The organism is Fictibacillus terranigra, assembly GCF_030412265.1.
Taxonomy (GTDB): domain Bacteria; phylum Bacillota; class Bacilli; order Bacillales; family Fictibacillaceae; genus Fictibacillus_C; species Fictibacillus_C terrinigri.
This window is the reverse complement of record NZ_JAUHLN010000003.1, coordinates 291,702-316,965: the sequence shown is the minus strand read 5'-3', so window position 1 is coordinate 316,965 and position 25,264 is coordinate 291,702. Positions and strand designations below refer to the sequence as shown.

The following is a 25,264-nucleotide window of genomic DNA, read 5'->3' as shown; positions in this document are numbered from 1 at the left end:
GCAGCATGAAGTCTATCGAGAGCAGTGCACTGAAAGCAATTGAAGAAATTAATGACGGGTCGACTCTGATGGTCGGCGGATTCGGTCTCGTTGGGATTCCGGAAAAATTAATTTTGGCACTCGTTGAAAAGGGCACAAAGGATTTAACCGTCATCTCCAATAACTGCGGCGTAGATGATTGGGGGCTCGGCTTGCTCCTGAAGAACAAACAGATTAGAAAAATGGTGGGTTCCTATGTAGGGGAAAACAAGGAGTTTGAGAGACAGGTGCTATCCGGCGAGATTGAAGTCGAATTGATTCCCCAAGGGACGCTCGCTGAACGGATTCGCGCGGGCGGTGCAGGCATTCCCGCCTTTTACACACCAGCAGGAGTCGGTACACCGATCGCGGAAGGAAAAGAAGTACGTACTTTTAATGATAAGGAGTACCTTTTAGAAAAAGGAATGACTGCAGATTACAGCTTAATCCGCGCGGCCCATGGAGACAAGGCAGGAAACTTGATCTATAACAAGACGGCGCGAAACTTTAACCCTATGATTGCAGCCGCAGGGAAAATAACCATCGCAGAAGTAGAGGTGCTTCATGAAATAGGAGAATTGGAAGCGGACCGTATTCATACACCGGGAATTTATGTACAGAAGATGATTGTCGCACAGCAGGAAAAGCGCATCGAGCGACTGACCGTTCAATCATAAGCAGAGAAAGCGGGGAATGGCGATGAATTCAAGAGAAAAAATCGCAAGGAGAGCAGAAAAAGAGATTGAGGCCGGATTCTATGTCAACCTTGGCATCGGGATGCCTACCATGGTAGCGAATTACATAAGTGAGCACAAGAGCGTCGTCCTGCAATCCGAAAACGGATTGCTCGGGATCGGTCCGTACCCGAAGGAATCCGATGTCGATCCGGACTTGATCAATGCAGGAAAAGAAACGGTGACCGCCATCAAGGGAGCTTCTTATTTTGACAGCGCCGAATCGTTTGCGATGATCAGAGGAGGCCATGTTGATATCGCCATTCTTGGCGGTATGGAAGTTTCAGAGAAAGGTGATCTGGCCAACTGGATGATTCCAGGAAAAATGATCAAAGGTATGGGAGGTGCGATGGACCTTGTTCACGGCGCAAAAAAGATCATTGTCATCATGGAGCATGTGAATAAAAGAGGAGAAAGCAAAATTTTAAAAGCCTGCAGCCTGCCGTTAACAGGAAAAGGCGTCGTGCACCGCATCATTACGGACAGAGCGGTTCTTGATGTGACAGAACAGGGGCTGAAGCTGCAAGAGGTCGCAGCCGGTTATACCATAAAAGACATTCAAGCGTGCACGGAACCTGATTTGATCATTGCTGAAAATGTAAGAACAGAAGCTTATTAAGAATAAAGCGAAAGGGGAGGAAGATGATGGGATCAGTTTATGTGGTGGAAGGGGCCAGGACACCTTTCGGAAGCTTTGGGAAATCATTGAAAAATATCTCTTCCTTGCAGCTTGGAACGCTGACCGCCCGTGAAGCGCTTCAGCGTGCAGAAGTTACACCTGAGGAGATCGGGGATGTGGTCTATGGGAATGTTATTCATTCAAGCATCGATGCGGCTTATGCTGCAAGGCATATAGCCCTAAGTTCTGATATTCCCGAAACGGTCCCGGCGATGCTCGTTAACAGGCTATGCGGCTCGGGTCTCCAGGCTGTCGTGAGCAGTGCGCTTTCCATCCAGACCGGAGATGCACAGCTGGCGTTATGCGGAGGGATTGAGAACATGTCCATGAGCCCGCATGTAACCTTTAACCAGCGCTTTCAAGGGCAGAAATTTGGAAATCTCCAGCTGGAGGATATGCTTCTTCATACCTTAACCGATCAGTACATCGGTTGCGGGATGGGAATCACCGCAGAAAACCTGGCTGAAAAATACAGTATCACGAGAGAAGAGCAGGATCAGTATTCACTGCTGAGCCACCAAAGAGCGGCAAAAGCGATTCGCAGCGGCCGTTTTGCTGAGGAGATCGTTCCGGTGGTCACGGATGGAAAGAAAAAGCTTGAGCTTGAAAATGACGAACTCGTGAAACCGGATTCGACACTGGAGCAGCTGATGAAATTGAGGCCGTCGTTTAAAAAAGATGGAACAGTAACCGCTGGAAATTCGAGCGGTATAAACGATGGAGCTGTATCTCTCATACTGGCAGGAGAGGATAGCGTTCAGAGCAAGCGAGTCAGACCCCTGGCAAGGATCGTGTCCTGGGCAGTCTGCGGAGTGGATCCAAAGCTGATGGGAATCGGGCCGGTTCCAGCTGCACAAAAGGCACTGGACAAAGCTGGGCTGGCCGTTGAGGACATGGATCTAGTTGAAGTGAACGAAGCGTTTGCTTCACAGTATCTTGCTGTTGAAAAAGAATTGGGGCTTGACCGGGAAAAAACAAACATAAATGGCGGGGCGATCGCGCTCGGCCATCCAGTAGGGGCCAGCGGGGCAAGGCTCTTGCTTTCGTTATCCTATGAACTCCGAAACCGGGGCGCAAAGTATGGTTTAGCGAGTCTCTGCATCGGCGGAGGACAGGGGATTGCCATGATCATAGAAAATGTTTCATAAAAAAAGCGCCACGGTCTGCCGCGGCGCTTTTTTATTTTATCTCCTGTGCTGCTCGTAGACGTTTGGTTTAGACAATGAACGGACAGCGGCAACCTGTTCGGAAGACAGTTTCTCACTGGCGCTGGCTCCGATATTGGAGAGCAGCTGCTTCACGGAGCTGGCACCTGGTATAGCAGATGCAACTGCAGGATGATGGAGAGCATACCGTATGGCAGTCTGGCTCAGACTCCTTTCACTTCCAAGTTCACTGTGTAGGTTTTGAACCAGTACCTGGATCTCTTTGCCTTGATAGTCCAGGTACTGGTCACTTTCGTTGCGCTGCAGCGCTCGTTCAGAGAGCCAGCCCTTCGCAACAGGGCCGCGGGCGATTACACTGATGTTTTTATCATAAAGGAAATCAAGCATTTCTTCTTCCGGCCGGCGGTCAAGGATGCTGTATTGCATCATGACGCTCACGATATTCGAATGCTCTGCGTAATAAGATATCACGTTTGGTCTGATGGAAGAGATGCCATATTCCCGGATGAGGCCTTCCTTTTTTAATTCATCAAAGGCAGAGATGGTTTCATCCATATTGTCTTCGATGGTCCCTCCATGCAGCTGATACAGGTCGATGTAATCTGTTTGGAGGCGTTGAAGGCTGTCTTTAACCGCAGATTTTATGTATGTCTTCGATGGATCCCAATCCCAGCTTTTTTTATCCTCTGTCCAGCGGTTACCGACTTTAGTTGAAAGAACGATCTTGTCCCGGAAAGGTTTGACGCTTTTACCAACGAATTCTTCATTCCAGCCGAATTGGTAAAGATCGGCCGTGTCGAATAACGTAACGCCTTCTTCATATGCTCTCTGGATCATTTCTTTTCCTTCGGTTTCGTTTCCAGGCTCAATGGACATGCAGCCAAGACCGATTTCGCTTACAAGCAAATCGGAAGTTCCTAGTTTGTTCTGCTTCATGGGAAATCATCTCCTTGTATGAGTGAATTACAAAAAGAGTAGCATGAAAACAGGCGAAAAAAAACCTTCCAGTCTGGAAGGGTCAGCGTTTTTGTCCCGGAACAGAAGTGATCCACTCCTTTACGGTGGAATGCTGTTTCATATATTGCTTCAGCATATATTTAATCTGCCACGCTTTTCCTACCATCGTTACACCATTCTGCTGAATATACACTTTCATAGGTTCCCTCCTCCATACGGCGTAATCGTGTTCATCACGTCCCGCTTATGATAGACTTTATGTAGCCAAATAAGATATAGAACCAGGAGTGAGACAAGCTATGGACCATTTAAAAGAAAAGACACTCTCGACAACCCCTGTTTATTCTGGAAAGATCATAGATTTAGAACTGCAGGAAGTTCTCCTGCCCAACGGCAGCAAAAGCAAACGCGAGATTGTAAAACATCCCGGGGCAGTAGCTATTATTGCCCTTACACCGGAAAATAAACTGCTGTTCGTAAGGCAGTACCGTAAAGCCTTGGAAAAGACCATTGTTGAAATACCGGCAGGAAAGCTGGAGAAGGATGAAGATCCGCTGGAGTGTGCGAAGCGTGAACTGCTTGAAGAAACAGGATACGAATGTGAAACACTGGAATATTTATCATCGTTCTACACCTCACCTGGATTTGCGGATGAATTGATACATCTGTACTACACGGATTCACTAAAGGAGTGCAAAGAACAACAGCCGGATGAGGATGAGTTTCTGGATGTGCTTGAAGTATCGCTGGAAGAGGCGCTGGATTTCATGAGAGACCAGCAGATCCATGATGCGAAAACAGCCTATGCTGTACAATATGTGCAATTGAAGAGAAAGCTTTAAAAAGATGCTTAACACATATTACGCTGACCTGCACGTACATATCGGAAGGTCGCGATCAGGAAAACCAGTAAAGATTACGGGAGCTAAGACTCTGACGTTACCGAATATATTAGACATGGCTTCTGATGTGAAAGGCATCAATCTGCTTGGAATCATTGACTGCCATGTTCCAGAGGTCATTCAGGAGCTGGAAGAGATGCTGGAATCAGGGGTCATGGCCGAACACGAAGAAGGCGGTTTATGGTATGAGAAGGTATGCCTCCTGCCAGGTTCCGAAATTGAAATCTATGATGAGAGGTGCCAAGGCCCCATTCATGTACTTGTAATTTTTCCATCGATTGAAAAGATGAAAGCATTCAGTTTTTACATGGCCGACCGAATGAAAAACATAACGCTAAGCTCGCAGCGAATCTACGAGTCCGCACATAACCTCCAACGAAAAACGAGAGAGCTCGGGGGGCTGTTCATCCCTGCTCACGTGTTTACTCCGCACAAGAGCTTGTATGGAAAAGGAGTGAAGACATCACTGTCAGAAGTTTTCCTTCCTGATATGATAGACGCTGTCGAGCTTGGGTTAAGTTCAGATACAACAATGGCTCTTTCTGTGGAAGAATTGAGAGCCTATCCATTCCTATCTAATTCAGACGCGCATTCTTTGGAAAAAATCGGGCGGGAATATCAGACGATTGTAATGGAGAAGCCAACCTTTCTGGAATTCAAAATGGCACTTCGACAGGAACAGGGAAGAAGGGTTACGGCAAACTACGGCTTAAATCCGAGGCTTGGCAAGTACTATGAAACGACCTGTGCCAACTGCTCTGCGATGATCGTGGAGGAGGAAGGGACGTCATGCCCGCAATGCGGGAGCTCCAAAACGATACGAGGAGTAAAAAACCGGATCAACGAACTAGGAGCTGCCGCCCGGCCACTGTCATATGCGAAGGAAAGACCGCCCTACATCCATCAAGTTCCGCTGGAGTTCATCCCGGCACTTGGACCAAAAACGCTGCAAAAATTACGAAATCATTTTGGCACGGACATGGCGATCCTGCATGAAGTGGAAGAAAAAGATTTAATGGAAGCCGCACCGGAACCGATCGTTCATCACATTCTGCGTGCCAGGGAGGGCAAGCTGTCTTTTCATTCAGGCGGTGGCGGCAAGTACGGTAAAGTCGCTTCAGACAAATCTACCAACTAAAAAATAGACATACCTCCCTCTGACATTCATAGAATGAATTAAGAGATTAAGGGAGGAAATAGAGATGCGGTCTATGAAAAGGTTTGTACTGTTTCATCTTCAGGAGCATTATTCACTGTATGTGTTTGTATCCGTCCTCTTACTGATGGGCGTTATTTTTGGAGCTGTGATTGTTAACAGCCTCACCCTCGTCCAAAAACAGGACCTCCTGAATTATTTGTCCCGTTTTTTTGGAGAGGTATCCAATGGAAGCTTCGCCGATCCAAAGGATATGTTTTCACAAAGCTACAGCCACTATATTAAATATATACTGGTCATGTGGATTTTAGGGCTGTCTGTTATCGGTCTGCCGGTTATTCTGGTCATGCTGTTCATAAAAGGGGTAGTCATCGGGTTTACCGTCGGGTTTCTCGTCAACCAGATGGGCTGGCACGGATTCCTGCTCGCATTTGTTTCCGTTCTGCCGCAAAACCTGATTCTGGTTCCAGGGTTGATCGTCGCTGCTGCTGCCTCAATTCTATTTTCTATAAAAATGATCAGGCAGCAGTTTTGGAAAAAATCAAGTGAGCCCTTTTTTCCAAAGTTCTTTAAATATTCGGCGCTTATTATAACAGTCGGACTGTTTTTGGCTGTTGCATCTGCCTTTGAAGCGTATCTCTCACCGTGGCTGATGGAAGGAGTCATGAGTTTAAAGTCCTCTAAATAAAAGCTTTTCATTATTATCTAATAATAATTATAAACAGCAAATTATAATTATTTTAAATTGACACCTTTTCTTCTGTTGATTTATAATAATCATGTGAGACATAAGGGAGGATTAGGTATGGAAAGCCGTCTAGACCGGATCAAAAAACAGCTGCATTCCCAGAGCTATAAGCTTACTCCCCAGCGAGAAGCGACAGTTAGGGTCCTCCTGGAAAATGAGGAAGATCACTTAAGTGCAGAAGACGTCTATCTGCTCGTGAAAGAGAAATCACCGGAGATAGGCCTTGCCACTGTATACCGTACATTGGAACTATTAACTGAACTGAAAGTAGTCGATAAAATAAATTTTGGAGATGGCGTATCAAGGTATGACCTCCGTACAGAAGGAGCGGCTCATTTTCATCATCACCTCGTTTGCCTGGAATGCGGTGCGGTTGATGAAATACAAGAGGATCTCCTGGGAGATGTTGAAAAAGTCGTTGAAGAGGGTTGGAATTTTAAAATAAAGGACCACCGCCTTACTTTTCACGGCATCTGCCACCGCTGTAACGGAAAGGACCAAAATGATGAGAATTCCTGACGAAAGGTTCTCATCATTTTTTATTTATTTACAAAACCGAAAGAATCAGTTAACGTAAAGTTGTAGTAAATTTAGAAAATGTGTATAGAACGGTAATTCTTTGGCATAACCTGTACTAATATGAGTGTACGGGAGGCCTCTGAACTATGAGATCTTGGCTGAGATTATGCTGGAACGCATCAAAAATCTTTTTATCTTTCACGGCCTGCACATTGCTATTCTACTTTGGCTTGCTTTGGATCAATCAGGAGTACCAGGATTATCACCGGTATGACGTGCCCAAGGGCAAAGCAGTGAAGGTTTTCCAAAGTGATGCTTCCATTACAGGTAAAGAGGAGAGCAATTGGCTCATCCGATTGCTGTTTTTCTACGAATCCAGTGAATAAGGAGCGCAGATATGACAGATCATGTCCAGGATTTTATTCATTATTTAATAGTCGAACGTGGTCTTTCAAAAAACACGGTGGATTCATACCGCCGCGATCTGGGACAGTATGTGCTTTTCATTGAAAAAGTGGAAAACATTTCAGATATCAATCAAATACAGCGTGCTAATATAATAGGTTATCTGCTTCATCTGAAGGAAAACGGCAAAGCTTCGACCACCATTGCCAGGAACATCGCTTCCATACGTTCATTTCATCAGTTTCTGCTTCGTGAAAAAGTATGCGATTCAGATCCTTCTGTACATATCGAAACACCAAAAGCTGAACGCAAGCTTCCGAAGGTGCTTGCCATGAACGAAGTGGAAGCGCTTTTAGATACTCCTGATACTCAAGAAGCGTTTGGGATCAGGGATAAAGCCATGCTGGAATTGCTTTATGCGACCGGGATCAGGGTATCGGAGCTGGTAAGTCTTGATCTTGCTGATGTCCATTTATCGATGGGATTTTTGCGCTGCCTTGGAAAAGGAAACAAAGAACGGATTATCCCGCTCGGCAAGATGGCGACAGAAGCCATTCAGACGTACTTGGATACTGGCCGGCCAGCACTTTCAAAAGGAAAGAGCGGCAATGCCCTGTTTTTGAATCACCATGGCAATCGGTTATCAAGACAAGGTTTTTGGAAAATTTTAAAGCAGCTTGCCAAAAAAGCAAGGATTGAAAAAGAATTGACTCCCCATACGCTTAGGCATTCATTCGCGACACATCTATTGGAAAATGGAGCCGATCTTAGGGCGGTACAGGAGATGCTGGGACATGCAGACATCTCGACTACCCAGATCTACACGCATGTGTCAAAAACGAGGCTGAAAGATATTTATGCGGCCTATCATCCAAGGGCATAGGTCTTTTTTTTCACATAGATGTCTGACTTCTGACATCATAGCTGCTGAGTTTGTTCAGACGATTGTGCGGATATAGTATCTAAGTATGTATTAAATAGTTTTTGGAGGTTTTTCATAATGGAATATAAACGATTTAAACGGACGTTTTTGATTGTAATGGATTCAGTTGGAATCGGAGAGGCTCCGGATGCTGAGAAGTTTGATGATAAAGGATCGGATACACTCGGTCATATCGCTGAAAAAATGAACGGGCTGCACATGCCGAACATGGAAGCGTTAGGACTGAGTAACATCCGTGAAATTAAGGGTATCAAACCGGCAGAAAAGCCGAAGGCGCATTATGCGAAGCTACAGGAAGCATCGAACGGCAAGGATACGATGACAGGGCACTGGGAAATCATGGGCCTTCATATCGAACAGCCGTTTCAAACGTTTCCGGAAGGCTTTCCAGATGATTTGATTCAGGTGCTTGAAGAAAGGTCAGGGCGCAAGATCATCGGGAACAAGCCAGCTTCCGGAACTGAAATTCTGGATGAACTGGGCGAAGAGCACGTGAAGACTGGGGCGCTCATCGTCTATACCTCTGCGGACTCTGTTCTGCAAATCGCGGCCCATGAAGAGGTAGTGCCGCTTGAGGAATTGTACAAAATCTGTGAAACGGCAAGAGAACTTACGAAAAATGATAAATACATGGTCGGACGCATTATTGCGCGCCCTTTTGTCGGCAAACCCGGTGACTTCAAGCGGACAGCCAACCGTCATGATTATGCACTGAAGCCATTTGACAGAACGGTCATGAACGAACTCAAGGACAGCGGATATGATGTAATCGCGCTCGGTAAGATCTCCGACATCTATGATGGCGAGGGGGTTACGGAAGCGATCCGCACAAAATCCAATATGGACGGCATGGATCAGCTCGTTAAATCGATGGATCAGTCATTTACTGGACTGAACTTCTTAAACCTGGTTGATTTTGACGCGTTATTCGGCCACAGAAGAGACCCGAAAGGCTATGGGCAAGCCCTTGAAGATTTTGACGCCCGCCTTCCTGAGGTTTTCGAGAAGCTGAACGAAGATGACGTCCTGATCATCACGGCTGATCACGGAAATGACCCGGTGCATCATGGAACAGACCATACGAGAGAATATGTTCCGCTCCTCGTGTACTACAAAGGAATTGAGTCAGGCAAACCATTAAAGGTAAGCCAAACCTTTGCCGATATAGGGGCAACGGTAGCCGATAACTACAATGTGAAGCTGCCAGCATATGGCAAAAGCTTTCTTGATCAACTGAACTAGGAGGAAAAACAATGGGAGATTTGAAACAAATACAGACTGCTGCAGGTTATATCCAGGGAAAATTGTCAACTAAACCGCATATCGGACTCATCCTGGGATCTGGTTTGGGGATACTGGCTGATGAAATTGAGAATGCGGTGACTCTTCCTTATGGCGAAATACCTGAATTTCCGGTTTCGACGGTTGAAGGCCATGCCGGCCAGCTCGTCATCGGCGAGCTGGAGGGAAAACAAGTCATTGCGATGCAAGGCCGTTTTCATTACTATGAAGGCTACTCTCTTGAAAAGGTTACTTTCCCTGTCAGGGTGATGAAGGAGCTTGGTGTAGAGAGTGTCATCGTGACTAATGCGGCAGGCGGGATCAACACTTCGTTTGAAGCAGGAGATCTGATGCTGATCACCGACCATATCAATAACCTGAACGACAATCCCCTGATCGGGCCAAACGACAGCTCTTTCGGGGTGAGATTTCCCGACATGTCTGAAGCATACACACTCAGCTTGCAGGAGATCGCCAGAAGTACTGCTTCATCCCTCGGCATCACATTAAAAGAGGGAGTTTATGTTGCCAACTCTGGTCCGAGTTATGAAACGCCGGCCGAGATTCGCATGCTTAGAACATTGGGCGGCGACGCCGTAGGAATGTCCACCGTACCGGAAGTCATAGTAGCCCGGCATTCCGGAATGAAGGTCCTTGGCCTTTCATGCATCTCAAACATGGCAGCCGGAATTCTGGATCAGCCGCTTACCCACGATGAAGTGATGGAAACAACGGAACGAGTAAAAGCAAACTTCTTGGGTCTTGTAAAAGGCATTGTTAAATCAGTTTAAGGGAGGAAGAAAAATGGCTACTCTTTTATCAAAAATAAATGAAGCAGTGAGCACGATTCAGTCTAAGGCTGAAAAGGCTGCACCTGAAATTGGATTAATTCTTGGTTCCGGCCTTGGAGAACTGGCAGACGAAATCGAAAATCCGGTTCATATTGATTACAGTGATATCCCGCATTTTCCTGTTTCGACGGTAGAAGGGCATGCAGGAAGGCTTGTTGTAGGTAGACTCAACGGCAAAACCGTTGTAGCGATGCAAGGAAGGTTCCATTTCTATGAAGGATACAGCATGCAGGATGTTACGTTCCCTGTTCGGGTGATGAAGGGGCTTGGCGTAAAGCTATTAATCGTGACGAATGCGTGCGGAGGCATGAACCCTGAGTTTTCAGCCGGCGATCTCATGATCATTGACGATCATTTGAACATGACAGGAGCGAACCCGCTGATCGGCCCAAACGACGCAGAGCTCGGGCCTCGTTTCCCGGACATGAGTACAGCTTATACACCTGAGCTTGTACAATTTACAAAAGAGACTGCAGCCAGCCTCGGCATTAACGTGCAGCAGGGAGTTTACGCCGGTATCACAGGCCCGACCTACATGACCAAGGCCGAGCTCCGCATGCTGCGTACAGTAGGAGGGGATGCAATTGGAATGTCTACTGTACCTGAAGTGATCGTAGCAAGCCATATGGGCATGAAAGTGATCGGCATTTCCTGTATCACGGACATGGCCATCGCTGATGAGCTCGAACCTCTGACACACGAGCAAGTAGTGGCAGTTGCCAACCGTACGAAACCGAAATTTATCAACTTAGTTAAAGAATTAGTCAAAAATGTTACTTTGTAGGGAAAGCGGTGTTTGAATATGAGAATGGTCGATTTGATTGAAAAGAAAAGAGACGGAAAAGAATTAACAAAGGAAGAAATTAATTTTATCATTACAAACTATACAAACGGAACCGTGCCTGATTACCAGATGGCAGCCTTTGCGATGGCCGTCTATTTCCAGGACATGACGACTGAAGAGCGTGCAAACTTTACCCTTGCGATGGTAGAGTCTGGAGACCAGATTGATTTGTCTGCGATTGAAGGAATTAAAGTGGATAAACACTCTACAGGCGGTGTGGGGGATACCACAACTTTAGTACTGGCTCCGCTAGTAGCCGCTTTGAATGTGCCTGTCGCTAAAATGTCCGGCCGAGGCCTAGGCCATACTGGAGGAACGATCGACAAGCTTGAAGCGGTGCCAGGGTTCCACGTAGAGATCGACAACGAAGAATTCATCTCCCTTGTCAATAAAAATAAAGTAGCGGTTATCGGACAAAGCGGCAACTTGACTCCTGCGGACAAAAAACTTTATGGCTTGCGGGATGTTACGGCAACGGTTAACTCGATCCCGTTGATCGCAAGCTCGATCATGAGCAAAAAGATCGCGGCGGGTGCGGATGCAATCGTCCTTGATGTGAAAACGGGCGCTGGCGCTTTTATGAAGACGGTTGAAGAAGCAGAAAAACTGGCAAAAGCGATGGTTCAGATCGGTAATGCTGTAGGACGAAACACAATGGCTGTCATCTCTGACATGAGCCAGCCATTAGGGTTTGCCATCGGAAATGCGCTGGAAGTAAAAGAAGCGATCGATACGTTAAAAGGGGAAGGCCCTAAAGATCTTGAAGAGCTTTGCCTTACGCTAGGAAGCCATATGGTGTATCTGGCAAAGCAGGCGGATTCCCTTGAAGAAGCACGAACAAAATTAAAAGAAGTCATGACGAACGGCAAAGCGTTAGATCAGCTAAAAACTTTCTTAAGTGCACAAGGCGGAGATGCATCCGTTGTAGATGATCCTTCTAAGCTTCCGCAGGCAAAATATACGTTTGAAGTGGAAGCGAAACAGGATGGAAATGTATCCGAGATTGTTGCGAACGAAATCGGAACAGCTGCCATGCTTCTGGGTGCAGGCCGTGCGACTAAAGAATCTCAAATTGATTTAGCAGTTGGATTGATGCTGAAAAAGAAAGTTGGAGAGCAGGTTGCTGCCGGTGAACCGCTTGTGACAATCTACAGCAACACTGAAGACGTGAAAGCGGTTGAAGATAAAATCCATGCCGCATATACCATATCTGCGGGAAAAGCTGCTGCACCAACACTTATTTACAAAGAGATCAAAGAATAATGAACGGTTTGGGATCATCCTTTTTTGGATGATCCTTTTTTGTTTTCTTCCGTCCTTTGTATAAACCCAAAATTAATGGAAAAAATAGGGGTATCATGAATTGGAGGGAAAATGCAATGAAACGATACATAATGGTTGCAGTTGCCATGGCGCTACTGCTGTCTGCAGGCGGAGGGCGAACGTTCGCTGCTGAAAAAACATTATCGCTGGCTCCAAATGCATCATCTGCCATTTTAATAGAGCGTGATACAGGGACGGTATTATTTGATAAAAACAGCCACAAAAAATTGCCGCCTGCAAGCATGACGAAAATTATGACGATGATTCTAATCATGGAAGCGCTGGATTCCGGTAAAATCAAACTGACCGATCCTGTCCGGGTCAGCGAGTATGCCGCTTCCATGGGTGGATCCCAAATTTTCCTTGAACCGGGCGAAGAGATGACCGTGCATGATCTGATGAAAGGAATTGCGATCGGCAGCGCCAATGATGCATCCGTTGCGATGGCTGAGAAAGTCGGCGGATCCGAATCTTCCTTTGTCGATATGATGAACAAAAAAGCGAAACAGCTTGGGCTTAATGATACCTTCTTTAAAAATGTGACCGGGCTGCCTGCAGCGGGCCATTATTCATCCGCTCATGATATGGCGATCATGGGCAAAGAACTTCTGAAGCATGAAGAAATCACTAAATATACAGGCCAGTATGAGCAATACCTTCGCCAAAACACTCCGAACAAATTCTGGCTTGTGAACACGAACAGACTCGTCAAATTTTATCCGGGAACAGATGGTTTAAAGACCGGATTCACTCAAGAGGCCAAATACTGCCTGACCGCGACAGCTAAAAAGCATGACATGCGTGTCATCGCGGTCGTAATGGGAGCACCCAATCCAAAAGAACGAAACAAGCAGATCACATCCATGTTCGACTATGCATTTTCTCAGTACGCAACAAAAAAATTATTTGACCGCCATCAAATCGTGAAACAGGTCAAAATTCAGAAGGCAAACAAGCAGAACCTAGCCGTTGTTACTTCTGAAAGCATTTCTATCCTGTCAAAGCGCGGTGAAAAAGAAAACAAAGTCATTCCAAAGGTTACTGTCATGCCAGATTTAAAAATGCCGATTAAAAAAGGCGAGCAAGTCGGAATGCTGAGCATTGTTAAGGATGGGAAGACAATCACCAAGAGCCCGCTGCTTGCATCGGAAAATGTAAAGAGCGCTTCATGGTGGAGCTTATTCAAACGGACGATCGGCCACATGGCAAAAACGAAATAATGCATGAATTGACTAATATGGACGAAATCGCACTAGTTTTGTAACAGTGGAGGATTTCGTCCTTTTGCTATCGAAACATTTTTACATCAAGAAAAAGGAGGAGAGAAAGTTGAGTCTTAACATCGGGCTGGAAATTAAGCATACTGTATTATGTATTCGCCTCGAAGGTGAACTTGACCATCATACTGCTGATGAACTGAGGACGAAGGTTGATGATATTTTAAAGAATAAAAATATTGAACATATTATGCTGAACCTTGAAGGGCTGGCTTTTATGGACAGCTCAGGACTTGGCGTAATCCTTGGAAGGTATAAGCAGATCAAGAGCAATCACGGCGAGATGGTGGTCTGTGCAATCTCACCGGCGGTCAAGCGTTTATTCGATATGTCAGGCCTTTTTAAGATCATCAGGCTGGAAGAAAACGAAGAGTATGCCCTACAAACATTGGGGGTGGCTTAACATGAGAAACGAAATGAAAATTCAGTTTTCGGCACTGAGCCAGAATGAATCGTTCGCCAGGGTAACTGTTGCTGCGTTCATAGCCCAGCTTGATCCGACGGTGGATGAACTGACCGAGATTAAGACCGTCGTCTCTGAAGCGGTGACCAACGCGATCATTCATGGATACGAAAACCGAGCGGACGGAATTGTATGCATTGAAGCGGTTCTTGACGAGGATAGGGTGAAACTTACGATTAGGGATAAAGGGATTGGAATTCAAGACCTGGATGAGGCGAGACAGCCATTGTTCACCTCTAAGCCGGAGCTTGAACGTTCTGGTATGGGCTTTACAATCATGGAGAATTTTATGGACGAGGTGGAAGTGATTTCCGAACCTTCCTATGGCACCACGATTCACTTGACTAAATTCCTGGCAAAAAATAAAGCGGTTATCAATTAAGGGGTATGCCTTATGGATGTCGAGGTTAAAGGCGGTAAGAATGAATCGTACTTTAAGGATGAGGAAATCAAGTTACTGATCAAACGAAGCCAGGGAGGCGACCAGTCTGCCCGAGACCTGATCGTGGAGAAAAACATGCGCCTTGTCTGGTCTGTTGTACAGCGTTTTATCAACAGGGGATACGAACCTGACGACCTTTTTCAAATCGGAAGCATCGGCCTTCTGAAATCAGTGGATAAGTTTGACTTGAGTTATGATGTCCGTTTTTCCACGTATGCCGTTCCTATGATCATCGGGGAGATCCAGCGGTTCATCCGGGACGATGGAACAGTTAAGGTCAGCAGGTCCTTGAAGGAAATGGGGAACAAAGTAAGAAAAGCGAAGGATGAGCTTGCAAAAGTGCTCGGCAGGACACCGACTGTTAACGAGGTTGCTGAAAAACTGGACATCACGGTTGAGGAAGTTGTGCTTGCACAGGAAGCAGTGCGTGCACCTACGTCGATCCACGAAACCGTTTATGAAAACGACGGAGATCCCATCACTCTCCTCGACCAGATCGCTGATACGGCCGAGAACAAGTGGTTTGATAAGATCACGCTGCAGGAAGCCATTGAATCCCTGGACGAAAGGGAGCGGGTCATCGTGTACCTCCGTTACTACAAAGACCAGACACAGTCGGAAGTAGCTGAACGCCTTGGAATATCACAAGTGCAAGTCTCCCGCCTTGAAAAGAAAATATTAGCTCAGATGAAGAGCCAGATGGATTAACAGTCCATCTGGCTTTTTTTTTGAATGAATTATCTTAGCTGTCCTCAAGGTGGCTTCACTCATACCCCTCAACACAAAAAAGCGTATTGCTGGAGCTTGTCGGACATTAGCAAGGCGCCAGCGCTTTTCTTGTTGGGAATTGATGGATAATCATCGGATGAAGAATGAGACAACTTTACCAAATACATACTAAAAACGTATGTCGAAGATAATCAGGAGGTACAACCATGCAGGAATCTACTGTTTACATACGCATGAGACAAAAGGTTCAGGTTGTTCTTCAGCAGCCCGTTACACTTGAAACGGTCGCACAAATCGTCGCATCTCCTTCAGCTTTCAAAAAGCTGAAGGACCTGGTCATTTATCAGGTGAAACCGGCGGATAAGCACTTGGTTGTTATTGATGTGATGAAGGTAGTTAAACAGATAGGGGAGGTGCTGCCGAATTGCGAGGTCCAAACGGTCGGTCCCGCCCAGACGATACTGGAGATCCAGTTTAAGAAGAAAAAGATGGCGGCAGTCTATTTTGTACTCGTTTGGCTGCTCCTATTTATCGGTTCAGCTCTCGCAATCATGAACTTCCATGAAGATGTGAGTATGCAGATCGTCCATCAAAAGATCTATCACATGATTACCGGCAGTTATAATAGTCAGCCGCTCCTTCTGCAGATCCCTTATTCCTTTGGTCTTGGGCTCGGGATGGTCTTATTTTTTAACCATGTGTTCAAAAAGAGACTGAACGAAGAACCAAGCCCGCTGGAAGTAGAGATGTTTAAGTACCAGCAGGACCTTGACCAGTATGTCATTATTCATGAGAACAAAGAAACCGAGAAGAAGATTCATGGGGATTAAGAGTCTGTTCCTGGCGTTCATCGGATTTGGCGGAGGCATTGCGGTTGGTTCTGGGGTGGTTGCTTTTCTAACCGTTCTCGGAATTATTCCCCGCCTCATGCAGCTGAGCAAAACGTACTGTTTTATACGCGCGTATGAATGGAGTGTTGTGTTGGGGGCAGTGATCGGCGGTTGGCTGAACTTGCGGAATGCTTCTTTTCATGGCTCGCCGATGCTGCTTATCGCGATCGGGCTCTTCAGCGGTGTGTTTATAGGAATGCTCGCAGCCGCACTGACGGAAGTATTGAATGTCCTTCCGATCCTGGCAAAAAGGATTGGATTTGGAGAAAAGCTTCTGGTGATCATCATGGCGATTGTTTTAGGAAAAGTGCTGGGCTCTTTGTTTCATTGGATGGTATACGTAAATCAATAAGATAGGAGAAAAGATGATGTCGAATAAAGAACAGCAGCAGGCTTACGCAGAAAAGATCAAGCCTTTGCAGCCAAAACCACCGTATTTTATGAACTGTCTGAAGGCCTTTTTAGTGGGAGGGTTCATCTGCATTATAGGAGAAGCCCTCCAGAAGTTTTATATGACCTATTTTAATTTTAATGAACAAACAGCAGGCAATCCAACTGCAGCCACGCTGATCCTCATCTCAGCTTTGCTGACAGGCATTGGCGTGTATGACAAGATCGGACAATTCGGAGGAGCAGGATCGGCAGTTCCGGTAACTGGATTCGCCAACGCAGTGACGAGTGCTGCTCTGGAACATAAGAGTGAAGGCATTGTCCTTGGTATCGCTACGAATCTGTTCAAACTGGCGGGGGCTGTTATTGTATTCGGAGCTGTATCCGCTTATATCTTCGGGATGATCCGGTACGCATTTAAAATTTTAATGTAAAGGAACGATGGATATGAAACTGCTCGGCAGGCAAACATGGAAATTTGGAGATGAGGTTTATTTAAATTCAACAGGAACGGCTGCAGGGCCGATGGAAAGTGAGGGGCCGCTCGGAGCGATGTTTGACGTGAAATACAACGATCTTCATTGCAACGAGAAGAACTGGGAACTGGCAGAACGGCGATTGATGGAAGATTCCATCGAAAGCTGTTTGAAAAAGGCGAAATTGAAGAACGAGGATATTAACTTTTTCCTTGCCGGCGATCTCCTTAATCAAGTCGTAACCGCGAACTACGCAGCTAGAACCAATGAGATCCCGTTTCTAGGTGTCTTCGGTGCATGTTCCACTTCGATGGAATCTCTTGCAGTTGGTGCAGCTTTAGTGGACGGCGGATATGCCAAACGTGTAGTGGCAGCGGTCAGTTCACATAACGCAACAGCAGAGCGCCAATTCCGGTACCCGACTGAATATGGCGGACAGAAACCGGATACCGCAACATTCACAGTGACAGGAGCAGGGGCCGCTCTCGTCAGCAGTGAACCGTCATCTATAAAAATAACCGCTGCGACGATCGGAAAAGTAAAAGACTTCGGGATCAAGGATCCTTTTGATATGGGCTCAGCGATGGCGCCAGCAGCAGCAGATACCATCGCGGCTCATCTTAAAGAGACAGGAAATGACCCCGATTACTACGATTTAATCGTAACCGGGGACCTTTCTGCAGTCGGGGCCCCGATCGTGAAGATGCTCTTAAGTGAGCGAGGAGTTGATATCTCAAAGAACCACAGAGATTGCGGACTGATGGTGTATCGGCCGGATCAGGAAGTGTTCGCCGGGGGAAGCGGATGCGCCTGTTCTGCAGTCGTAACATACGGCCATCTTGTAAAAGAACTCCAATCAGGTCATTTGAAACGGATTCTGGTCGTTGCCACTGGGGCACTCCTGAATCCGACCATGATCCAGCAAAAGGAATCCATACCTACGATCGCTCATGGAGTGGTCCTTGAAAGTACAAAGGGGGGGCATAACTAATGGAGTATCTTTGGGCATTTTTAGTGGGAGGCGCCATGTGTGTGGTCGGCCAGATCCTGATGGATGTGTTTAAATTAACCCCTGCACACGTCACCACCTCCTTTGTTGTCGCGGGAGCTGCACTGGATGCATTCGGCATTTATGATAATCTTATAAAATTTGCAGGCGGAGGAGCTACAGTTCCGATCACGAGTTTTGGACATAATCTGCTGCACGGTGCGATGGCATCTTCAGAAGATCATGGCTTTATCGGGATCGCCATGGGAATCTTTGAACTGACGTCTGCCGGGATCTCTTCTGCTATTCTATTCGGTTTTTTGGTCGCTTTAATCTTTAAGCCTAAGGGGTGAAAACAGTGGGAAAAAAGCGTGTCATCCTCATTACAGACGGAGATTTATATGCTCTGCGGGCAGTAGAGCATGTAGCCAGAAAAATAGGTGGACGCTGTATTTCCCAGTCCTGGGGGAACCCTTCAAAAATTAGCGGGCACCAGCTTGTCCAAATGATCCTGCAGACACCGTACGATCCCGTCCTCGTCATGTTCGATGATTGCGGGTTTCGCGGGGAGGGCCCGGGAGAGCTCGCAATGAGAATCGTGTGCGGCCATCCGGACATCGAAGTGCTTGGTGCGATAGCCGTCGCATCCAAAACCCGTTATTCGGAATGGACCAAAGTCCATTTTTCCATCGACCGTTATGGGGCCTTTACTGAATACGGAATCGACAAGAGCGGGCTTCCTGATATTGAGACAGGAAGAATCAACGGAGACACGGTGTATATTCTTGATGAATTAAACCTCCCGATGGTCATCGGGATCGGTGATATCGGAAAGATGGCCGGCCATGACGCGGTCGAAAAAGGAGCCCCGATCACAAGTCTGGCGGTGGCGACCATTTTAGAAAGGAGCGGTTATCATGCAGGGATCGAAAGAACAGCAGAAGACACCAATCAGTAAAAAGATCCAAGAAAACGAACATCAGCTGAAAAAACGGCTGGGAATCGGAATCAGCTTTGATGTGGGTGTCAGAAAACTGCACGTAATGAAGAAAGAAGTTCAGATCTATTACTGTACAGGTTTATGCGACAGCTTATTTATTATTGAGATCATGAGAGAGCTCATGGATATGGACCATGGGCATCGTGCGCCCTCCAATGTAAAAGAGATACTTCATAACCATCTGTCTCACCAGCAGGTGGAACTGACCGATAATTTGGAGATCGCTATTGACCGCATGCTTTCTGGATTGATTTCGGTCTTTCTTGAAGGGGAGGACCAAGCGTTCATCGTGGACGTACGTAGCTATCCTGGCAGACAGCCTGAAGAACCGGACGTTGAAAAGGTCGTCCGCGGCTCCCGTGATGGATACACGGAAAATATCATCATCAATACAGCCCTAACCCGAAGGCGGATCAGGGATGAACGGCTGCGGCATGAAATCATGCAGGTCGGCAAGCGGTCCAAGACCGACATCTGCATCTGCTATATTGAAGACATCGCCGATCCGGGGCTCGTCGACCTCGTAAAACAAGAATTGCAGAGCATTAACATCGATGGCATCCCAATGGCGGATAAGACGATCGAAGAGTTTCTTCTCAAGCAGGGCTGGGATCCCTTTCCCCTCGTCCGTTATACGGAGAGGCCGGATGTAGCTGCTCAGCATCTCATGGAAGGGCATGTTCTGATTATTACAGATACAAGCCCATCGGTCATTATTACGCCGACCACTTACTTCCATCATATTCAGCATGCAGAGGAGTTCAGGCAGACCCCTATGGTAGGGGCCTTTCTCCGGTGGGTACGATTCACGGGGATCGTCGCTTCGCTGCTGCTTCTGCCGCTATGGTATCTCTACGCCACTCAGGATGGACTTCTGCCCCCCAACATAGACTTTATCGGCCCGAACAAGACGACGCACATCCCCTTATTCCTTCAGATCCTCTTCGCTGAGATTGGGATAGAAATACTGAGGGTAGCGGCCATCCATACACCCAGTCCGCTGTCGACGGCGATGGGATTGATCGCAGCCGTATTGATCGGGCAGATCGCGATCGATGTCGGGCTCTTCGTTCCAGAAGTAATTCTCTATGTTGCTGTGGCTGCGATTGGAGGATTCTCGACTCCAAGCTACGAGCTGAGTATAGCCAACAAGATGCTGCGTCTGCTGCTGCTCATCTTGACGGCCATCTTCCAAGTTCCAGGCCTTGTAGGGGGATCTACCGTTTTAATCCTTTATCTCTGTTCGATGAAAAACCTGAACACTCCTTACTTATGGCCATTCATTCCGTTTAACGCCAAAGCGTTCCTGCAGATCGTCATCAGGATCGCCGTGCCGCTCTCAAATATCAGGCCGAGCATCGTTCATCCACAGAACAGCAAAAAACAGCCGACTTCCTGAGAAGTATTGCCGAAATAATAAATTTGTGATAAATTTGTTCATAACAATTGGATATGCCTCATTTATTGATAATGGGGTAGAGGCGCAAAGCGGATGAGTAGGATGATGGAGTGAATGGACATGAAGAAATCATTTTAAAGGCCAATTTGCCGAAGTGTGAAGATGGTCCATACATCCTCATGCTGGGTCGCTGCCGAACAGACAGCGGACTGTCACTGCAATGCACGCAGTGGAGAACTATTCCGGCAAATGGGGGTACGGTGTAAGACAGTTAATGTACCTTATTACATTAGCTGTCTTTATTTTTATGTCGGAACAGAATCTCTAATGGAAAAGCAGAGGGGAGAATCTTTCATGTATTTACACGGTACAAGTTCAATCAATGATGATAATCACTTAACAATCGGCGGGGTTGACACGGTTCAGCTGGCGCATGAATATGGTACACCGCTTTACATTTATGATGTGGAGCTGATCAGACAGCGGGCGAGGTCTTTCAAGAAGGCGTTTGAGGATCAAGGGATCAAGGCACAGGTCGCATATGCAAGCAAAGCGTTTTCCTGTCTCGCGCAAGTCCAGCTGATGGATGAGGAAGGGATGAGCCTGGATGTCGTTTCAGGTGGAGAACTTTACACTGCGCTTTCGGCCGGTTTCCCTGCGGACCGGATCCATTTTCATGGAAACAACAAAAGCTATGAAGAACTGCAATACGCGCTTCAGTCGGACATCGGTTGCTTTGTCGTCGATAACTTTCATGAACTCCGCATGCTTGAAAGCTTGTGCAATCAGCACAACAAGGATACATCCATCCTGCTGAGGATCACTCCGGGAATTGAAGCACACACCCATGAGTACATTCTCACAGGACAGGAGGATTCCAAATTTGGTTTTGACCTTCAGAACGGGCAGGCGGAAGAGGCTGTTCTCGAATCGCTTGAATCGCGCCATCTGAACCTTTTGGGCGTTCATTTCCATATCGGTTCACAAATCTTTGAGACAGCGGGATTCGTGTTGGCCATTCAAAAACTCTATGGGTTTCTTCAGAACTGGGATAAAAAATATTCGTTCGTTCCTGAAGTTTTAAATCTGGGAGGCGGTTTTGGGATCCGCTACACAGAAGAAGATGAACCGCTCGAACCGAAAGAATACATCGATGCGATGATAGGGGAGATTACAAGGCTATCCGCAGCGTCTTCTCTTCCGATACCGGAGATCTGGATTGAACCCGGCCGTTCACTTGTAGGGGATGCAGGAACGACGGTCTACTCGGTCGGCTCACAAAAAGAAATTCCTTCTGTTCGCCACTATGTGGCGGTTGATGGAGGCATGAGCGATAATATCCGTCCTGCACTTTATCAGGCGCAGTACGAAGCAGCGCTGGCGAACAGGGCCGGTGAAAAAGGGACGAAAAAAGTATCAATCGCTGGGAAATGCTGTGAATCAGGAGATATGCTGATCTGGGATATCGTACTGCCCGAAGCGAGGACCGGAGACTTGCTGGCCGTGTTCTGTACGGGTGCCTATGGCTATTCCATGTCCAACAATTACAATCGCATTCCGAGACCTGCAGTCGTGTTCGCGGAAAAAGGAGAAGGCCGACTCGTCGTTAGAAGAGAATCGTATGAAGACCTTTTACGCCTGGATCTTCCTTTAAAGAATGGCGTGTTTGCCGGCAATTAAGAAGTGCTAGCTGACCTCGCTGGACTCTGAGGCAAAAAAAGCATAAAATAATGGAGTATGTTGAATTCAGGAGGTTATTTCTAATGAAAAAAGGTTCAATTGAATTTGAAAACGGCGAAAAAATCATGCTCGAATTTTATCCAGAAGAAGCACCTGGTACGGTCGCTAACTTTGAAAAATTAGCGAACGAAGGATTCTACAATGGTGTAACGTTCCACCGTGTCATCCCAGGCTTCGTAGCACAAGGGGGAGACCCAACAGGAACAGGTGCAGGCGGTCCTGGCTATACGATCAAATGCGAAACTGCCGGCAACCCGCACAAACACGTAGCTGGTTCACTTTCTATGGCACATGCTGGAAAAGACACAGGCGGAAGCCAATTCTTTATCGTTCATGAGCCGCAGCCTCACCTAAACGGCGTGCATACTGTTTTCGGACAAGTTACTGAAGGCATGGATACTGTTTTAAGAATCAAGCAAGGCGACGTTATGAAAGAAGTAAAAGTTTGGGAAGAATAAAACAAGAGAAAACCCCCGGTTAGCCGGGGGTTTTTTTGTGGAAATTCATTCCTTGGCAAGATCAGCTGTTCTTTTTCAGCCGCAGTTTTTTTTGAGCCTCCCGTTCGCGGATCACCTCGCTCCGGTCACGAAGCTTATGTTTATGAACGATTAGCTCATCATCCATATTGCTTTCTCTGCCCCAGACCGAGCCTTCTTTTTCGATGCGTTCAGAGCAAAGATTGATCAGTAATGGATCCGCAAGAGGGAGGTCAACATCTCTAAAAGGAACGAACCGTTCTATTTCATCCAATCGCTTGCCAAGCACTTCCAATAATGCCTCATACTTAAGACCCAGACGCTCAATCTCCTCTTTATGTACAGTCAGTTTATCGATCGCGCTCTTCATCATCCGGAGTGCGCCATTATAATTGCCTCTCCGCTGATGGTACAGGGAGACCGCTATCTGGATCAGACCGACCCACACGCCGTTATGCTGCCCTTCGTCTTTCCAATGCTCTTCAAGTACTTCATGGCATTCGAAAAAGTCCCTCGATCCATGGAAGTAGGCTAGATATTCGATGTATGCTTCCGGGTACATGAAATGTCCTCCTTGTTTCTCTTCTACATATATTTTACTAAAATTTTTGAAATGCTAAAAAGGAACTGCGTTTAAAATATGGTATAATTCCGGTACGATAAAGAATTTGACTACAGGGGTTACTACTATGAAGTATAGCGTGAAAGTCGATGCATTTGAAGGGCCGCTCGATCTCCTTCTGCATCTGATCACTTCGTACGAGGTTGATATATACGATATACCTGTTGCTGCGATTACAGAACAATATATGAACTATATACATACGATGCAGGAATTAAAACTGGACGTGGCCAGCGAATACCTCGTCATGGCGGCAACGCTTCTCGCCATCAAGAGCAAGATGCTCCTTCCCAAACAGGAGGTACAGGATTTTGATCAGCAGATGGAGATCGAGATGGATGAGGATCCAAGGGAAGACCTCGTCCGCAGGCTTATTGAATACCGGAAATTCAAGCAGGCTGCCGTCGGCCTGAAAGAAAAAGAAACGGCCAGAAGCATGATCTTTACAAGAGAGGCTATGGATCTGACATATTATGAGAGTCAGGAAGAAGATGTTAATCCCGTAGCTAACGTTACGATCTATGACATGCTCGCGGCAATGCAGAAGATTTTTACGAAAAAGCTGGAGAAGGCGCCAAGAAGAACAACGATTGAACGGCAGGAGATACCGATCGAGACAAGGATGAAGCAGATAATAAATGATATCCGTTCTTCGGGCAGGAGAAAATTCTCGGAACTGTTTGCGTCATCAAACAGGGAACACCTCGTCGTAACGTTTCTGGCCGTTCTTGAGCTCATGAAGACAAAAGATGTGACGTGTGAACAGGAAAACAATTTTAGTGAAATTTTTATTTATGCAACAAAGGAGAATGAAGTTTGAGTCGATCAGCAGAACATAAAGCAGTCATTGAGGGACTAATATTTGTATCAGGAGAGGAGGGCATTGACAAAAAGCAGATCGCCGACGTTCTGCAGATCACCGTGGCTTCGGTCGAAGAACTGCTTGTTGAGCTGATCCAGAGCTACAAATCTGAAGAGAGAGGCATGGAAATCATAGAGATCGCCGGATCCTTCCAGTTTGTCACAAAGCGAGAGCATGCAGCTTATTATGAACGGCTTGTGTCTGCTCCCTCCCACGCCAGTCTATCTCAGGCTGCTTTGGAAACTCTTGCCATCATCGCCTATAAACAGCCGATTACACGGGCTGAGATTGAGGAGGTCAGAGGAGTGAAGACCGAAAAGCCGCTGCAGACGCTCTCCACAAAAGGCCTTATCACTGAAACAGGCCGTGCAGAAGGAACCGGGCGGGCCATTCTTTATGGAACAACTAAAAACTTTTTGGAGCATTTCGGCCTAAAATCATTACAGGAACTTCCTCCGCTGCCTGAACAGGTGAACGATCAGTCCATCGAAGAGGAAGCGGATCTGTTTTTTTCAAAGTTTCAAGAGACGATGGAATAAAGAGGACAGGAGCTGAATGCTTTGAAAATTAAAGCATGTACCGGCTATGAGCTGGTGAAGGAAAAGCCAAACTCGCCAGAAGAATTCTTTAACCGTTCAGAGGTAGTCTATGAACAGGATGGAAACGAAAGGAATCTTAAGCTGCTGTATGTGAAATATTTTGAAGAACGGCTTCAGCCTCTCATCTCCGAACAATTGGCCACAGAGAACGGAGAACAGCTGATGATCAAAGACATCGCAGCACTTGCAGCCTTGCTTCAGTTAAAGGAAGCCCAAAAACGAAGAAGGATTTACATGAACAATGAAGAAAACTTTCGGTCTCTTTTTCAGAACATGGACTGGATGGAATTAAAAGAAATCTGGAAAAAAGCGAAGCACCGTTGAAAAAGCGTCTCCTTTCGGGAGACTTTTTTTGTGGCTGCAAATACTGGCGTAAAACGGGTGT

32 protein-coding genes and 1 riboswitch are annotated in these 25,264 nt (G+C 46.6%); of the genes, 29 read left to right on the top strand and 3 right to left on the bottom strand.

The features are described 5' to 3' along the window. Positions 1-5: 5 nt before the first annotated feature. Genes QYF49_RS16840 through QYF49_RS16830 form a run of 3 tightly spaced genes read left to right on the top strand, consistent with a single transcriptional unit; the run spans position 6 to position 2,579 of the window. Positions 6-695, top strand: coding sequence for a CoA transferase subunit A (locus tag QYF49_RS16840; RefSeq protein ID WP_290400763.1), 690 nt, complete (start codon positions 6-8; stop codon positions 693-695). A gap of 22 nt (positions 696-717) precedes the next feature. Beyond that, on the top strand, positions 718-1,371 hold the full coding sequence (locus tag QYF49_RS16835; protein ID WP_290400762.1) for a CoA transferase subunit B: 654 nt from the start codon (positions 718-720) through the stop codon (positions 1,369-1,371). 26 nt (positions 1,372-1,397) lie between these two features. Further along, positions 1,398-2,579, top strand: coding sequence for a thiolase family protein (locus QYF49_RS16830; RefSeq protein WP_290400965.1), 1,182 nt, complete (start codon positions 1,398-1,400; stop codon positions 2,577-2,579). A 36-nt stretch (positions 2,580-2,615) separates the two neighbouring features. Here the strand turns inward: QYF49_RS16830 and QYF49_RS16825 are convergent, their stop codons facing one another. Then, positions 2,616-3,533, bottom strand: a complete 918-nt coding sequence (locus QYF49_RS16825) for an aldo/keto reductase (protein WP_290400761.1) — start codon at positions 3,531-3,533, stop codon at positions 2,616-2,618. An 82-nt stretch (positions 3,534-3,615) separates the two neighbouring features. Continuing rightward, positions 3,616-3,753 carry a Z-ring formation inhibitor MciZ gene (gene mciZ, locus QYF49_RS16820; protein WP_290400760.1) on the bottom strand — a complete coding sequence of 46 codons (138 nt, stop codon included), beginning with the start codon at positions 3,751-3,753 and terminating at the stop codon, positions 3,616-3,618. A 100-nt stretch (positions 3,754-3,853) separates the two neighbouring features. Between mciZ and QYF49_RS16815 the strand changes: the two genes are divergently transcribed. The 23 genes from QYF49_RS16815 to QYF49_RS16705 all read left to right on the top strand — a co-directional run bounded on the left by QYF49_RS16815 (position 3,854) and on the right by QYF49_RS16705 (position 22,778). Continuing rightward, positions 3,854-4,396, top strand: coding sequence for an NUDIX hydrolase (locus tag QYF49_RS16815; RefSeq protein ID WP_290400759.1), 543 nt, complete (start codon positions 3,854-3,856; stop codon positions 4,394-4,396). Between the two features lie 4 nt (positions 4,397-4,400). Next, complete coding sequence (locus tag QYF49_RS16810) at positions 4,401-5,594, top strand: endonuclease Q family protein (protein WP_290400758.1); 1,194 nt, start codon at positions 4,401-4,403, stop codon at positions 5,592-5,594. 64 nt (positions 5,595-5,658) lie between these two features. Continuing rightward, on the top strand, positions 5,659-6,300 hold the full coding sequence (gene spoIIM / locus QYF49_RS16805; protein WP_290400757.1) for a stage II sporulation protein M: 642 nt from the start codon (positions 5,659-5,661) through the stop codon (positions 6,298-6,300). Between the two features lie 117 nt (positions 6,301-6,417). Next, on the top strand, positions 6,418-6,879 hold the full coding sequence (gene fur / locus QYF49_RS16800; RefSeq protein ID WP_290400756.1) for a ferric iron uptake transcriptional regulator: 462 nt from the start codon (positions 6,418-6,420) through the stop codon (positions 6,877-6,879). Between the two features lie 146 nt (positions 6,880-7,025). Beyond that, a complete protein-coding gene (locus QYF49_RS16795) occupies positions 7,026-7,265 on the top strand; it encodes a YqzK family protein (RefSeq protein ID WP_290400755.1) in 240 nt (79 codons plus the stop codon). A gap of 11 nt (positions 7,266-7,276) precedes the next feature. Continuing rightward, a complete protein-coding gene (gene xerD, locus QYF49_RS16790) occupies positions 7,277-8,167 on the top strand; it encodes a site-specific tyrosine recombinase XerD (RefSeq protein ID WP_290400754.1) in 891 nt (296 codons plus the stop codon). Positions 8,168-8,284: 117 nt separating this feature from the next. Beyond that, positions 8,285-9,469 carry a phosphopentomutase gene (gene deoB / locus QYF49_RS16785; protein WP_290400753.1) on the top strand — a complete coding sequence of 395 codons (1,185 nt, stop codon included), beginning with the start codon at positions 8,285-8,287 and terminating at the stop codon, positions 9,467-9,469. An 11-nt stretch (positions 9,470-9,480) separates the two neighbouring features. Next, positions 9,481-10,299: a purine-nucleoside phosphorylase gene (locus QYF49_RS16780; protein WP_290400752.1), complete on the top strand. Its 819-nt coding sequence runs from the start codon at positions 9,481-9,483 to the stop codon at positions 10,297-10,299. A 13-nt stretch (positions 10,300-10,312) separates the two neighbouring features. Next, complete coding sequence (locus tag QYF49_RS16775) at positions 10,313-11,143, top strand: purine-nucleoside phosphorylase (RefSeq protein ID WP_290400751.1); 831 nt, start codon at positions 10,313-10,315, stop codon at positions 11,141-11,143. Between the two features lie 18 nt (positions 11,144-11,161). Next, complete coding sequence (locus tag QYF49_RS16770) at positions 11,162-12,466, top strand: pyrimidine-nucleoside phosphorylase (RefSeq protein ID WP_290400750.1); 1,305 nt, start codon at positions 11,162-11,164, stop codon at positions 12,464-12,466. A gap of 116 nt (positions 12,467-12,582) precedes the next feature. After that, on the top strand, positions 12,583-13,746 hold the full coding sequence (locus tag QYF49_RS16765; RefSeq protein ID WP_290400749.1) for a D-alanyl-D-alanine carboxypeptidase family protein: 1,164 nt from the start codon (positions 12,583-12,585) through the stop codon (positions 13,744-13,746). 109 nt (positions 13,747-13,855) lie between these two features. Beyond that, a complete protein-coding gene (gene spoIIAA / locus QYF49_RS16760) occupies positions 13,856-14,206 on the top strand; it encodes an anti-sigma F factor antagonist (protein ID WP_290400748.1) in 351 nt (116 codons plus the stop codon). 1 nt (position 14,207) lies between these two features. Next, positions 14,208-14,648 carry an anti-sigma F factor gene (gene spoIIAB / locus QYF49_RS16755; RefSeq protein WP_290400747.1) on the top strand — a complete coding sequence of 147 codons (441 nt, stop codon included), beginning with the start codon at positions 14,208-14,210 and terminating at the stop codon, positions 14,646-14,648. Between the two features lie 12 nt (positions 14,649-14,660). Then, complete coding sequence (gene sigF / locus QYF49_RS16750; protein WP_290400746.1) at positions 14,661-15,416, top strand: RNA polymerase sporulation sigma factor SigF; 756 nt, start codon at positions 14,661-14,663, stop codon at positions 15,414-15,416. Positions 15,417-15,643: 227 nt separating this feature from the next. Further along, positions 15,644-16,267, top strand: coding sequence for a stage V sporulation protein AA (locus QYF49_RS16745; protein ID WP_290400745.1), 624 nt, complete (start codon positions 15,644-15,646; stop codon positions 16,265-16,267). Beyond that, entirely contained in the window at positions 16,257-16,679 is a 423-nt protein-coding gene (locus QYF49_RS16740) for a stage V sporulation protein AB (RefSeq protein ID WP_290400744.1), read from the top strand. Before QYF49_RS16745 ends, QYF49_RS16740 begins: the two co-directional genes overlap by 11 nt. A 13-nt stretch (positions 16,680-16,692) precedes the next feature. Beyond that, positions 16,693-17,151: a stage V sporulation protein AC gene (spoVAC, locus tag QYF49_RS16735; RefSeq protein WP_425589599.1), complete on the top strand. Its 459-nt coding sequence runs from the start codon at positions 16,693-16,695 to the stop codon at positions 17,149-17,151. Between the two features lie 13 nt (positions 17,152-17,164). After that, positions 17,165-18,184, top strand: coding sequence for a stage V sporulation protein AD (gene spoVAD / locus QYF49_RS16730; RefSeq protein ID WP_290400963.1), 1,020 nt, complete (start codon positions 17,165-17,167; stop codon positions 18,182-18,184). Beyond that, complete coding sequence (gene spoVAE / locus QYF49_RS16725; RefSeq protein ID WP_290400743.1) at positions 18,184-18,534, top strand: stage V sporulation protein AE; 351 nt, start codon at positions 18,184-18,186, stop codon at positions 18,532-18,534. Before spoVAD ends, spoVAE begins: the two co-directional genes overlap by 1 nt. Before the next feature lie 5 nt (positions 18,535-18,539). Next, on the top strand, positions 18,540-19,139 hold the full coding sequence (gene spoVAEA / locus QYF49_RS16720; RefSeq protein WP_290400742.1) for a stage V sporulation protein SpoVABEA: 600 nt from the start codon (positions 18,540-18,542) through the stop codon (positions 19,137-19,139). Continuing rightward, the gene (locus QYF49_RS16715) at positions 19,099-20,580 is read left to right on the top strand and encodes a spore germination protein (RefSeq protein WP_290400741.1); all 1,482 of its coding nucleotides are present in this window, start codon (positions 19,099-19,101) and stop codon (positions 20,578-20,580) included. The genes spoVAEA and QYF49_RS16715 overlap by 41 nt, the downstream gene beginning before the upstream one ends. 69 nt (positions 20,581-20,649) lie before the next feature. Continuing rightward, positions 20,650-20,828: riboswitch (Lysine riboswitch) on the top strand. 106 nt (positions 20,829-20,934) lie between these two features. After that, positions 20,935-22,260 (top strand): diaminopimelate decarboxylase, encoded by a 1,326-nt coding sequence (gene lysA / locus QYF49_RS16710; protein ID WP_290400740.1) that lies wholly within the window; start codon positions 20,935-20,937, stop codon positions 22,258-22,260. Positions 22,261-22,343: 83 nt separating this feature from the next. Then, the gene (locus tag QYF49_RS16705) at positions 22,344-22,778 is read left to right on the top strand and encodes a peptidylprolyl isomerase (protein WP_290400739.1); all 435 of its coding nucleotides are present in this window, start codon (positions 22,344-22,346) and stop codon (positions 22,776-22,778) included. A 61-nt stretch (positions 22,779-22,839) separates the two neighbouring features. On the opposite strand, the gene QYF49_RS16700 is transcribed toward QYF49_RS16705, so the two are convergent. Further along, a complete protein-coding gene (locus QYF49_RS16700) occupies positions 22,840-23,358 on the bottom strand; it encodes a DUF309 domain-containing protein (protein ID WP_290400738.1) in 519 nt (172 codons plus the stop codon). 127 nt (positions 23,359-23,485) lie between these two features. Here QYF49_RS16700 and QYF49_RS16695 point away from each other — a divergent pair, with 127 nt between their 5' ends. The 3 genes from QYF49_RS16695 to QYF49_RS16685 are packed head-to-tail and all read left to right on the top strand — an operon-like array spanning position 23,486 to position 25,203. Continuing rightward, positions 23,486-24,238: a segregation/condensation protein A gene (locus QYF49_RS16695; RefSeq protein WP_290400737.1), complete on the top strand. Its 753-nt coding sequence runs from the start codon at positions 23,486-23,488 to the stop codon at positions 24,236-24,238. Then, positions 24,235-24,819: an SMC-Scp complex subunit ScpB gene (gene scpB, locus QYF49_RS16690; RefSeq protein ID WP_290400736.1), complete on the top strand. Its 585-nt coding sequence runs from the start codon at positions 24,235-24,237 to the stop codon at positions 24,817-24,819. Before QYF49_RS16695 ends, scpB begins: the two co-directional genes overlap by 4 nt. Positions 24,820-24,840: 21 nt before the next feature. Beyond that, positions 24,841-25,203: a hypothetical protein gene (locus tag QYF49_RS16685; RefSeq protein ID WP_290400735.1), complete on the top strand. Its 363-nt coding sequence runs from the start codon at positions 24,841-24,843 to the stop codon at positions 25,201-25,203. Positions 25,204-25,264 lie beyond the last annotated feature (61 nt).

Coding starts and splice junctions, on each gene's coding strand:
- QYF49_RS16840 (WP_290400763.1), top strand. CDS start 6: ATGAAGTCTATCGAGAGCAGTGCACTGAAAGCAATTGAAGAAATTAAT.
- QYF49_RS16835 (WP_290400762.1), top strand. CDS start 718: ATGAATTCAAGAGAAAAAATCGCAAGGAGAGCAGAAAAAGAGATTGAG.
- QYF49_RS16830 (WP_290400965.1), top strand. CDS start 1,398: ATGGGATCAGTTTATGTGGTGGAAGGGGCCAGGACACCTTTCGGAAGC.
- QYF49_RS16825 (WP_290400761.1), bottom strand. CDS start 3,533: ATGAAGCAGAACAAACTAGGAACTTCCGATTTGCTTGTAAGCGAAATC.
- mciZ (WP_290400760.1), bottom strand. CDS start 3,753: ATGAAAGTGTATATTCAGCAGAATGGTGTAACGATGGTAGGAAAAGCG.
- QYF49_RS16815 (WP_290400759.1), top strand. CDS start 3,854: ATGGACCATTTAAAAGAAAAGACACTCTCGACAACCCCTGTTTATTCT.
- QYF49_RS16810 (WP_290400758.1), top strand. CDS start 4,401: ATGCTTAACACATATTACGCTGACCTGCACGTACATATCGGAAGGTCG.
- spoIIM (WP_290400757.1), top strand. CDS start 5,659: ATGCGGTCTATGAAAAGGTTTGTACTGTTTCATCTTCAGGAGCATTAT.
- fur (WP_290400756.1), top strand. CDS start 6,418: ATGGAAAGCCGTCTAGACCGGATCAAAAAACAGCTGCATTCCCAGAGC.
- QYF49_RS16795 (WP_290400755.1), top strand. CDS start 7,026: ATGAGATCTTGGCTGAGATTATGCTGGAACGCATCAAAAATCTTTTTA.
- xerD (WP_290400754.1), top strand. CDS start 7,277: ATGACAGATCATGTCCAGGATTTTATTCATTATTTAATAGTCGAACGT.
- deoB (WP_290400753.1), top strand. CDS start 8,285: ATGGAATATAAACGATTTAAACGGACGTTTTTGATTGTAATGGATTCA.
- QYF49_RS16780 (WP_290400752.1), top strand. CDS start 9,481: ATGGGAGATTTGAAACAAATACAGACTGCTGCAGGTTATATCCAGGGA.
- QYF49_RS16775 (WP_290400751.1), top strand. CDS start 10,313: ATGGCTACTCTTTTATCAAAAATAAATGAAGCAGTGAGCACGATTCAG.
- QYF49_RS16770 (WP_290400750.1), top strand. CDS start 11,162: ATGAGAATGGTCGATTTGATTGAAAAGAAAAGAGACGGAAAAGAATTA.
- QYF49_RS16765 (WP_290400749.1), top strand. CDS start 12,583: ATGAAACGATACATAATGGTTGCAGTTGCCATGGCGCTACTGCTGTCT.
- spoIIAB (WP_290400747.1), top strand. CDS start 14,208: ATGAGAAACGAAATGAAAATTCAGTTTTCGGCACTGAGCCAGAATGAA.
- sigF (WP_290400746.1), top strand. CDS start 14,661: ATGGATGTCGAGGTTAAAGGCGGTAAGAATGAATCGTACTTTAAGGAT.
- QYF49_RS16745 (WP_290400745.1), top strand. CDS start 15,644: ATGCAGGAATCTACTGTTTACATACGCATGAGACAAAAGGTTCAGGTT.
- QYF49_RS16740 (WP_290400744.1), top strand. CDS start 16,257: ATGGGGATTAAGAGTCTGTTCCTGGCGTTCATCGGATTTGGCGGAGGC.
- spoVAC (WP_425589599.1), top strand. CDS start 16,693: ATGATGTCGAATAAAGAACAGCAGCAGGCTTACGCAGAAAAGATCAAG.
- spoVAD (WP_290400963.1), top strand. CDS start 17,165: ATGAAACTGCTCGGCAGGCAAACATGGAAATTTGGAGATGAGGTTTAT.
- spoVAE (WP_290400743.1), top strand. CDS start 18,184: ATGGAGTATCTTTGGGCATTTTTAGTGGGAGGCGCCATGTGTGTGGTC.
- QYF49_RS16715 (WP_290400741.1), top strand. CDS start 19,099: ATGCAGGGATCGAAAGAACAGCAGAAGACACCAATCAGTAAAAAGATC.
- lysA (WP_290400740.1), top strand. CDS start 20,935: ATGTATTTACACGGTACAAGTTCAATCAATGATGATAATCACTTAACA.
- QYF49_RS16705 (WP_290400739.1), top strand. CDS start 22,344: ATGAAAAAAGGTTCAATTGAATTTGAAAACGGCGAAAAAATCATGCTC.
- QYF49_RS16700 (WP_290400738.1), bottom strand. CDS start 23,358: ATGTACCCGGAAGCATACATCGAATATCTAGCCTACTTCCATGGATCG.
- QYF49_RS16695 (WP_290400737.1), top strand. CDS start 23,486: ATGAAGTATAGCGTGAAAGTCGATGCATTTGAAGGGCCGCTCGATCTC.